This is a genomic window from Anaerorhabdus sp. (genome assembly GCF_036637135.1).
Classification (GTDB): Bacteria; Bacillota_I; Bacilli_A; order Erysipelotrichales; family Erysipelotrichaceae; genus Anaerorhabdus.
Window position 1 is genome coordinate 1 of record NZ_JAVWNC010000073.1, and the last position, 8,855, is coordinate 8,855.

Annotated in this window: 9 protein-coding genes and 3 tRNA genes; 11 read left to right on the forward strand and 1 reads right to left on the reverse strand. The window is 32.5% G+C overall.

Annotated features, from left to right (window positions below; genetic code table 11):
• The first annotated feature begins 104 nt into the window (after positions 1–104).
• The 11 genes from RR643_RS10315 to RR643_RS10365 all read left to right on the forward strand — a co-directional run bounded on the left by RR643_RS10315 (position 105) and on the right by RR643_RS10365 (position 7,879).
• Positions 105–662, forward strand: coding sequence for an HdeD family acid-resistance protein (locus RR643_RS10315; RefSeq protein ID WP_332469936.1), 558 nt, complete (start codon positions 105–107; stop codon positions 660–662).
• 94 nt (positions 663–756) lie between these two features.
• On the forward strand, positions 757–1,320 hold the full coding sequence (locus tag RR643_RS10320; RefSeq protein WP_332483159.1) for a lytic transglycosylase domain-containing protein: 564 nt from the start codon (positions 757–759) through the stop codon (positions 1,318–1,320).
• Between the two features lie 9 nt (positions 1,321–1,329).
• Positions 1,330–1,776, forward strand: coding sequence for a ribose 5-phosphate isomerase B (gene rpiB / locus RR643_RS10325; protein WP_332483160.1), 447 nt, complete (start codon positions 1,330–1,332; stop codon positions 1,774–1,776).
• A 126-nt stretch (positions 1,777–1,902) separates the two neighbouring features.
• Entirely contained in the window at positions 1,903–3,270 is a 1,368-nt protein-coding gene (locus tag RR643_RS10330; protein WP_332483161.1) for an MATE family efflux transporter, read from the forward strand.
• Positions 3,271–3,380: 110 nt separating this feature from the next.
• On the forward strand, positions 3,381–5,114 hold the full coding sequence (locus RR643_RS10335; protein WP_332483162.1) for an ABC transporter ATP-binding protein/permease: 1,734 nt from the start codon (positions 3,381–3,383) through the stop codon (positions 5,112–5,114).
• The gene (locus tag RR643_RS10340) at positions 5,111–6,760 is read left to right on the forward strand and encodes an amino acid ABC transporter ATP-binding/permease protein (protein WP_332483163.1); all 1,650 of its coding nucleotides are present in this window, start codon (positions 5,111–5,113) and stop codon (positions 6,758–6,760) included. The genes RR643_RS10335 and RR643_RS10340 overlap by 4 nt, the downstream gene beginning before the upstream one ends.
• Positions 6,760–7,086 (forward strand): nitrous oxide-stimulated promoter family protein, encoded by a 327-nt coding sequence (locus RR643_RS10345; protein WP_332483164.1) that lies wholly within the window; start codon positions 6,760–6,762, stop codon positions 7,084–7,086. The genes RR643_RS10340 and RR643_RS10345 overlap by 1 nt, the downstream gene beginning before the upstream one ends.
• The gene (locus tag RR643_RS10350) at positions 7,083–7,457 is read left to right on the forward strand and encodes a YbaN family protein (protein WP_332469943.1); all 375 of its coding nucleotides are present in this window, start codon (positions 7,083–7,085) and stop codon (positions 7,455–7,457) included. Before RR643_RS10345 ends, RR643_RS10350 begins: the two co-directional genes overlap by 4 nt.
• Before the next feature lie 114 nt (positions 7,458–7,571).
• A tRNA-Asn gene (locus tag RR643_RS10355) sits at positions 7,572–7,647 on the forward strand.
• Between the two features lie 8 nt (positions 7,648–7,655).
• Positions 7,656–7,732: transfer RNA gene (locus tag RR643_RS10360), tRNA-Glu, on the forward strand.
• Between the two features lie 71 nt (positions 7,733–7,803).
• Positions 7,804–7,879, forward strand: a tRNA-Lys gene (locus RR643_RS10365).
• Positions 7,880–8,060: 181 nt separating this feature from the next.
• Here the strand turns inward: RR643_RS10365 and RR643_RS10370 are convergent.
• Positions 8,061–8,834, reverse strand: coding sequence for a hypothetical protein (locus RR643_RS10370; protein ID WP_332483165.1), 774 nt, complete (start codon positions 8,832–8,834; stop codon positions 8,061–8,063).
• Positions 8,835–8,855: the final 21 nt, after the last annotated feature.

An 8,855-nucleotide genomic window follows, 5' to 3' on the forward strand; every position in this document is an offset into this window, starting at 1 on the left:
TTTATTTTGCTTAATAGTATTTTGTACAGTTAAAATCACTTTTCTTGTAGATATTTCTTTTTGGAAATAAAATGAAAATATAAAGAAAAAGGAGATTTAAATATATGGAAAATGTTCTCAAGGGAGCAAAAGAATACGTCTATATTCAATCTATCGGATCAATCCTATTCGGATTATTCCTAATGATATGGCCTTTCAAAACTACGGCTGTTTCGTTATATATTGGCGCAGGGTTGTTGTTTGTTTTAGGAGTATTTGGTTTTATTAGTTATTTCGTGAATCGCAAAAAAGAAGATGGTACACAACATGCAGATTGGAGTATTGGGTTATTACAAATTTTATTAGCAATACTGATTTTCTTATTCCCAGTAACAGTTGCAGCATCAATGACTTACCTAATTGGAGGTTATATCGTATTGAATAGTATACTCAATGCGACAAAAGCAATTCAATACAGAAAACATGGTTTATCGAATTGGGGATGGATTGTAGCATTTAATCTATTTACACTACTTGGTGGATTTTACATTTTCGTTAATCCATTCATTGGATTCCAAGTTATTTTACAAGTATCTGCAATTCTATTAATCACAAAAGGTATCATTGATATGATAGCCTATAACATGATGATGAAAGAATTAAAAGGGGTACATAGCTTCTAGATTGTCAACTTCACATCGACGATATACAATGCTGTATTGATGTGGAGTTTTTTCTTTGCTTGTTTTCAGTTGAGAATTCGATATAATAGTGGGTATGAAGAAAAAGAAAAAGATAAAATCAATCTATCTTGTGCTATTTGCGATATTCCTAGTGTACTTAAGTATACAAGTTGAATCAAAAACAAGTAATCTCAAAAATGAATATCCTAAACCATATCGTTCAATTGTGCATGAAATGGCTGAAGAATATGATGTTGATGAAAATTTGATATATGCGATTATGCGACAAGAGAGCAAATTTAATACAGAATCTGTTTCAAGTGCAAAAGCCCGTGGACTTTTACAAATCACAGAACCCACTTTTGAATGGTTGAAAATGAGATTAAATGATACGACAACGGTATACGAAGATTTATTTGAACCTGAACATAATATTCGTTACGGAGTTTACTTTTTAAGTTTACTCAAACAAGAGTTTAAATCATCAAGCACACAACTTGCTGCATACAATGCAGGAATGAATATAACAAAAACATGGTTGAGTGATTCGAACTATTCAAAGGATGGTGTGATATTAGATGTTATACCATATCCTGAAACAAGCAACTATGTTAAAATTGTATTAGATAATTATCGTATCTATGAAGAAATATATTAGGAGGTATTTATGAAAATTGGTATTGGAAACGATCACACAGCAGTTGCACTAAAAAATGAAATCATGAAACATTTGGAAAGTCGTGGTTTTGAAGTTGTGAATTATGGTACGGACGAAACTACAAGTTTTAACTATGCATTGGCTGGAGAAACAGTGGCAGAAGCAGTAGTACGTGGAGATGTAGATTGTGGTATCGCGATATGTGGAACAGGTATTGGGATTTCAATTGCTTGTAACAAAGTGAATGGTATACGTGCATGTGTATGTTCAGAACCTTTCTCAGCAAAACTTTCGAAACAACATAATAATTCAAATGTATTATGCTTTGGTGCGAGAGTTGTTGGTAGTGAACTTGCGAAGATGATTGTGGATGAATGGGTGAATGCTACTTATGAAGGTGGTCGTCATGCGGAACGTGTACAAACCATCATGGATATTGAAAGTAAAAATTGTTAATATAAAACACAGAAGTTAAGAGGAAATAATTCCTCTTTTTTTTCGCTCTGTTAAATCTTTTATTAAATGTGGCTTTGATGGATTCTTTATGTTAAAATAAATCGCATATAGATTGGGGGATATAGGATGAAATTATCTAAATACTTTGGGGATAAAGCATTTATGAAAACAGCTATCCTTGTAGGTGTTCCACTCATGCTTCAACAATTAATTACAGGGTCAGTTAACCTTGTTGATAATTTAATGGTTGGTCAATTGGGGGATGCCGCAATAGGAGGAGTTGCTGCAGTAAATCGATTTTATATTATTGCTCAATATGGAACAAATGGAATTGTAGCTGCAGGATCAATATTTATAGCACAGTATTATGGTGCAAGAAATCAAAAGAAAATGGAAGAATCATTTCGATTCCTCATTAATATATCGTGTGCCATCATGATGATGTTCTTTTTAGGAGCAATTTTCTTTCCAACAGCGATACTAGGATTTTTTACACCAGATCCTGAGATTATTCAAATGGGAGTGTATTATATACGATTAGTAGCTTGGTCTTATTTACCGATAGCGTTGACACTTTGTTTCTCAGGGGCAATGCGTGCGGTAGGGGAAACAAGGATTCCACTCTTTGTCAGTGCGATTGCGGTATTGGTAAATACGGTATTAAACTATTGTTTGATTTTTGGTAAATTTGGATTTCCACAATTAGGAATTCGTGGGGCAGCATATGCAACTGTTGTAGCACGAATTATTGAAGTATTTATTCTTCTATATTTCTTAAAGGAACGTGACTTTGGATTTAAAACTAAGATTAAGGATGTATTCCAAGTACCGATTACATTATCTAAGAAAATCATGATTAAAGCTGCACCATTGGCTTTTAACGAAATTTTATGGTCTGCAGGTATGGCGACATTATTTAAGTTTTATGCAACACGTGGTGCTGAGGTTATGTCGGGTTATTCTATCTCAAGTACAATTGGAGATATTTTCTTTGTACTGTTTGGAGGTATGGCAGCAGCATCAACTGTATTGATCTCACAACCATTAGGTGCAAACAAATTAGATGAAGCAAAACAACATGGATATCAATTGATTGGATTTAGCTTTGTATTATCCTTTATCTTTGCAGGACTTATGTTTGTATCGAGTTTCTATATTCCATATCTCTACAGTAATATATCAATGGAAGCACTTCATATTGCTGAAATTATGTTGCGTATACAAAGTGTTATGTTTGCAATCTACGTCCTAAATACGCAAAACTACTTTATATTACGTGCTGGTGGTGATACAAAATCCACATTGATTATGGATAGTGCATTTATGTGGTGTATTAACATACCACTTGTTGGTATCCTCGCATATTTCTCGCCATTAAGTGCATTCTTACTTTATATTGCAGGGCAATCAACGGATTTAATCAAACTAGTCTTTGGCTATTGGCTCGTACGAAAAGAAAAATGGGTTGTTAATCTAACTCATGAACCTCTATAAATTAGTTGACAAATGGATTAAATATCATTAAACTATAAACAGTTAGTTAAGGCTAACTGTTTTATTGGTTTATCGGTTAGGTAAACCTAACATACAGGAGAAGCTGAGATATGATGATTAATAAAAGATTAATTCAAAGTATGGGGGAGTCAAAGAAGAATATTGGATATCATGTTTTCTTTCAATGGCTTAATTTATTAGGGACAATTGGAATCGTATTTGTTTTGGGTAATTTATTACAAATAGTTTATGTAAAAGACATTACACCTCAACAATTAGTGATATCAGTTGTATTAGTAATTGGATTATTACTATTTAGATCTTTTTGCGCAATTAAAATTAGCGATGCCAGCTATATTGCTTCAAAAGATGTAAAGCGAAAATTAAGAAATGAATTATTTAGTAAACTACTTAAACTTGGATCATCTTATACACAATCAGTGTCTTCTTCAGAAGTAGTTCAATTGTCATCAGAAGGAATTGAACAATTAGAAAGTTATTTTGGTTTATATCTACCACAACTTTTCTATAGTCTATTGGCTCCGATAACATTGTTCGTGATTATTGTGCCGATTAGTTTTGAGGTTGCGATAATCCTTCTTTGTTGTGTTCCATTAATTCCAATATCAATTATCGTTGTACAGAAAATAGCTAAAAAGTTGTTGAGTAGGTACTGGGGACAATATGCAAAACTAGGAGATCATTTCTTAGAAAATCTTCAAGGTTTAACAACACTCAAAATCTATCAAGCAGATGAAGATAAACACAAAGCTATGAATCTAGAATCAGAGAATTTTAGAAAAGTAACGATGAAAGTGTTATCAATGCAATTGAATTCAATTATTGTAATGGATTTGATTGCTTATGGTGCATCGGCAATTGGTATAGGGCTTGCGTGTTTCTTGTTTATTCAAAAAGAAATCAATATAGCTCAAGCCTTTATTATTATCATGTTGAGTGCAGAATTTTTTCTTCCGCTAAGACAACTTGGTTCATACTTCCACATTGCAATGAATGGAATGGCATCGAGTGATAAGATATTTAAACTCTTTGATGCCGAAGAAAAAGAAAAGGGAACAAAAAAAATTCAAACTAAAGAAATTGAAATTGAGTTTGAACAGGTGTCCTTTGGTTATAGCGAACAACCTGTTTTAGAGAATTGTAGCTTTGTAATAAATCCTAAACAAATGACAGCGATAGTAGGTGAAAGCGGATCTGGTAAAAGTACAATTGCATCATTACTTATGAAAAAGATAAATGGATTTAACGGAAAAATAAAAATCAATGGAATCGATATTCAAGATATCAGTGAATCGAATTTGATGGAGACCGTAACGCTAGTATCATTAAATAGTTATCTCTTTAAAGGAAGTGTAAAAACGAATTTACTAATGGGAAATTCTAACGCAACAGATGACATGTGTTTGGATGTGTTAGAACAAGTTGCTTTAAAAGAATTTGTTGAATCAGAAAATGGATTAGATACCATCATTCTAGAAAAAGGTAGTAATTTATCAGGTGGTCAACAACAACGATTAGCTTTAGCACGTGCCTTGTTGCATGATAGTGCTGTCTATATTTTTGATGAAGCTACATCGAATATCGATGTTGAAAGTGAAAATAAAATAATCGAAGTAATTCATCAACTTGCGTGTAAAAAAACAGTAATCTTAATCACGCATCGCTTATTGAATGTAAAGGATGCAGAGCAAATTCTTGTGCTAAAAAATGGAAAGATTCTAGAAAATGGTAATCATAATGAGTTAGTTAACCAGGAAGCAGAGTATCAAACTTATTGGATGACACAACATGAGATAGAAAACTTTATAGGTGTAGCAAAATGAAAAGAACAAAGTTAAAGATAATGATGCAATTGATTGTACTCGTTCGCCCTATGATGGGAGTGATGTTACTTGCGATTTTATTGGGAGTGCTTGGATTTCTTTGTGCTAATTTTATTCCAATTTTAGGAAGTATTATTATAAGCGATATACTACAAGGAAATAATTCATGGGGAACAATTATAGCTGTATTGATTTTTATCGCTATAAGTAGAGGATTATTACGCTATGGTGAACAAACATGTAATCACTATATTGCGTTTAAGATCCTAGCAGTTATTCGAGATAAGGTTTTCACGGTATTAAGGAAGTTAGCGCCTGCAAAACTTGAGGGAAAACAAAAAGGACAACTCATTACAATCATTACAAATGATATTGAATTATTAGAAGTATTTTATGCACATACAATTTCACCTATTTGTATTGCAGTTGTGATGAGTATTATTATGAGTTTATTTATAGGTGGTTATTCAATTTACTTGGGTATGATTGCATTTGTTGGATACTGTGTTGTAGGTATATTAATTCCAATAATAACTTCAAGGAAAACAGCTAAGCAAGCACAATCGATAAGACATGAAGTTGGCGAGATAAGTAGTTTCTTTCTAGATAATATTCGAGGTATCCAAGAAAATATTCAGTATCAACAAGGAAACAAAAGAATAGATGAAATAAACAAGATGACTGATCATATGTCTTCAAAGGAACAACAACTAAAAAGAATATCGGGTAAAACAATAATGTGGATCAACAATACAATTTTTGGATTTGGTATGTTGATGTTTGTTGTATCAAGTATGATGTATGTTCATAATGTTGTAGAATTTGATGCTGTAATTGTATCTACAGTAAGCATGATAAGTTCATTTGGACCAGTGATTGCATTAGGTAACTTGGGGCATGGTTTAGCACAAACACTTGCTTCAGGAGAGAGAGTGTTGGATTTGCTGGATGAAAAACCAGTTGTAAAAGATGTTAGTTCGAGTATAAAAATCGTTGAAGCAAATGCCAATGTAGAAAATGTATCATTTAAATATCAAGATACTGAAATACTAGAAGACTTCAATCTAAATGTTGAAGAGAATCAAGTATTAGGAATTGTTGGAAAGAGTGGTGCAGGTAAATCCACACTTCTAAAGTTATTGATGCGATTTTGGGATGTTCAAGATGGAAGAATAAATATTTCAAATAAAGATATTAAAACTATTGATACAAAGAACTTGAGACAGCAACAAAGTTATGTGACTCAAGAAACAATCTTATTTAAAGATACTATCGAAAATAATATTCGTATTGCGAAGAAAGATGCAAGTGATAAAGAGGTAATAGAAGCCTGTAAGAAAGCATCAATCCATGACTTTATTATGACACTACCTCAAGGCTATAAAACCCATGTTGGAGAACTTGGAGAAACACTTTCTGGTGGTGAACGTCAAAGAATAGGCGTAGCACGCGCATTCATGCACGATGGACCGTTTATTCTGCTAGATGAACCTACGAGCAACCTAGATAGTTTAAACGAAGCAGTGCTCTTAAAATCGATATATGAGCAAAAGAAAAATAAAACAATTATTCTTGTTTCTCATCGAGAATCAATGATGAAAATTGCAGATACGATATTTACTGTTGCAAGTGAAAGAGTTAGCTGATGACAAAGTTAGATGCAAAAAGAGAAAAAGAAAAAGACTTAATGAACAAAATGATTTCAATTTACTGTAAAGGACATCATAAAAATCATAATTGTGAATCATGTAAAGAATTATTAAGATATGCAACTGATCGAATTGATCGCTGTCCATTTATGGAAACAAAAACATTTTGTAGTCAATGCAAAGTACACTGTTACAACAAGGAACATAGAGATAGAGTAAAGAGTGTGATGAAATACTCAGGACCCAGAATGATCTTTACTAACCCGGGTAGCGTAATTTCTCATATGATAGAAACTTTAAAGAGTAAAGGGAGAACAAAATGAAAATATTTTATGTTGTATTAGGAACCATAGGACTTATCTTAGGTGCGATTGGGGCAATCATACCTCTCATGCCTGCATTCCCATTTCTTTTGCTTGCAGCTTATTGTTACGCACGTAGTTCAAAAAGATTACATACATGGTTCATTGAAACAAGATTATATAAGAATAACTTAGAAAGTTATGTAAAAGATAAAACAATGACTTCGAAAACGAAAGTACGAATTATGGTAGTTGTAACAATTACCATGATGTTTGGATTTATCATGATGCACAAAACGCCAGTGGGGCAATTAGTCCTTTTAATCGTGTGGTTATTTCATTTGTTTTACTTTATATTTAGGATTAAAACAAAACCAGTTGAACAATCATAAAATGATTCATCCAATCCGAACATTCATGCGAAAAGAAACATCATAAAAAGATGTTTTTTTTATTAAAAAACTGTTGCAATGATAGACAGTGCATGTTATTATAATTAAGCACTCGCCTAAATAGCTCAGTTGGTAGAGCAAACGGCTGTTAACCGTTAGGTCACAGGTTCGAGCCCTGTTTTAGGCGCCATTTTTTTTGGCTCGTTGGTGAAGCGGCTTAACACAGCGCCCTTTCACGGCGTCATTCACGGGTTCGAATCCCGTACGAGTCACCATTTAAAATAACAGCCCGGAAGGGCTTTATTTATTGAAAATATACTTTCAAAAGTATATAATATGAGTGCATGACTCCTTAGCTCAGATGGTAGAGCAACTGACTCTTAATCAGTGGGTCTGGGGTTCGATCCCCCAAGGAGTCACCAATGGTAAACAAAACGTTTAATCCTTTAAATAAAGGTATTGGCGTTTTTTTTATTTATCTAGACAAAAAAAGAATGCTATTTAATTGCTGCACTCTTCTTATTAACAAGCATGTTCTTTTATTGTGTTGAGTCTCTATCTCAGGAAGCATAAAATCATAATGCACTAATTATTTTGCGATTGCTATGAATTATTAATAACCGTTTCATTAACCAATTCTATAAAATTGTTAAAACTATTTTTATCAAGAATATACCTTTTGTACGGAATGTTGTTATCGTTATAATTGGCAAAACTCGCTTCAATATATACAAAATCATCTTTTTCATAAAAGTGAATGTTAATCTCCTTTAAAAGAATATTTCCTCTTGTAGTATCAATCACTCTTTTTGAACTAGTTATGGATAAATAACCTAAATCTTTATTTGTATCATCAAAAGCATAATTTTCTACTGATTCACTCCACTTTTCAACCTCAGTCATTAATTTTTGAACTTGGTTCTCGTAGAGAGGGAATTGTTGTCCATTTATAAAGACACTTCCTGTTTCATCTTTACTTTCAAAACTATAATTGGTCGTTCTATCTAGGATATAAACCCCAAAATTCATATCTTTACAAGCTACTTCATTTTCCTCATTAAATGATATCTCAGTTATAGGAAATATTTTTGCGAAAGACTCTGAAACTACATTTCCTTCCAAAGGAATAATTAGTAATAATTGCTTACCATCCTTCGATATTAAATAGTCTTGGTTGTTCACTTTGTGCCCATCATAACTAAACTGAAAATTATTACATCTTGCACCAATGCTAATATTTTGATTATCAAAGGTTATATCACCTTTATGGTGGTAATTAACAAATATTTGCCCATGAATAAAAAGCGACCAGATAAATGGAATAGAAAATAGAAATATACCAAATAATACAAGCAATATATTACGAATTTTCTTCATATCTCTTCCTTTCTAGATTTA

Bases quoted from the DNA above. Each gene is read 5' to 3' on its own strand.
- RR643_RS10315 (WP_332469936.1), top strand. From the start codon at position 105: ATGGAAAATGTTCTCAAGGGAGCAAAAGAATACGTCTATATTCAATCT.
- RR643_RS10320 (WP_332483159.1), top strand. From the start codon at position 757: ATGAAGAAAAAGAAAAAGATAAAATCAATCTATCTTGTGCTATTTGCG.
- rpiB (WP_332483160.1), top strand. From the start codon at position 1,330: ATGAAAATTGGTATTGGAAACGATCACACAGCAGTTGCACTAAAAAAT.
- RR643_RS10330 (WP_332483161.1), top strand. From the start codon at position 1,903: ATGAAATTATCTAAATACTTTGGGGATAAAGCATTTATGAAAACAGCT.
- RR643_RS10335 (WP_332483162.1), top strand. From the start codon at position 3,381: ATGATGATTAATAAAAGATTAATTCAAAGTATGGGGGAGTCAAAGAAG.
- RR643_RS10340 (WP_332483163.1), top strand. From the start codon at position 5,111: ATGAAAAGAACAAAGTTAAAGATAATGATGCAATTGATTGTACTCGTT.
- RR643_RS10345 (WP_332483164.1), top strand. From the start codon at position 6,760: ATGACAAAGTTAGATGCAAAAAGAGAAAAAGAAAAAGACTTAATGAAC.
- RR643_RS10350 (WP_332469943.1), top strand. From the start codon at position 7,083: ATGAAAATATTTTATGTTGTATTAGGAACCATAGGACTTATCTTAGGT.
- RR643_RS10370 (WP_332483165.1), bottom strand. From the start codon at position 8,834: ATGAAGAAAATTCGTAATATATTGCTTGTATTATTTGGTATATTTCTA.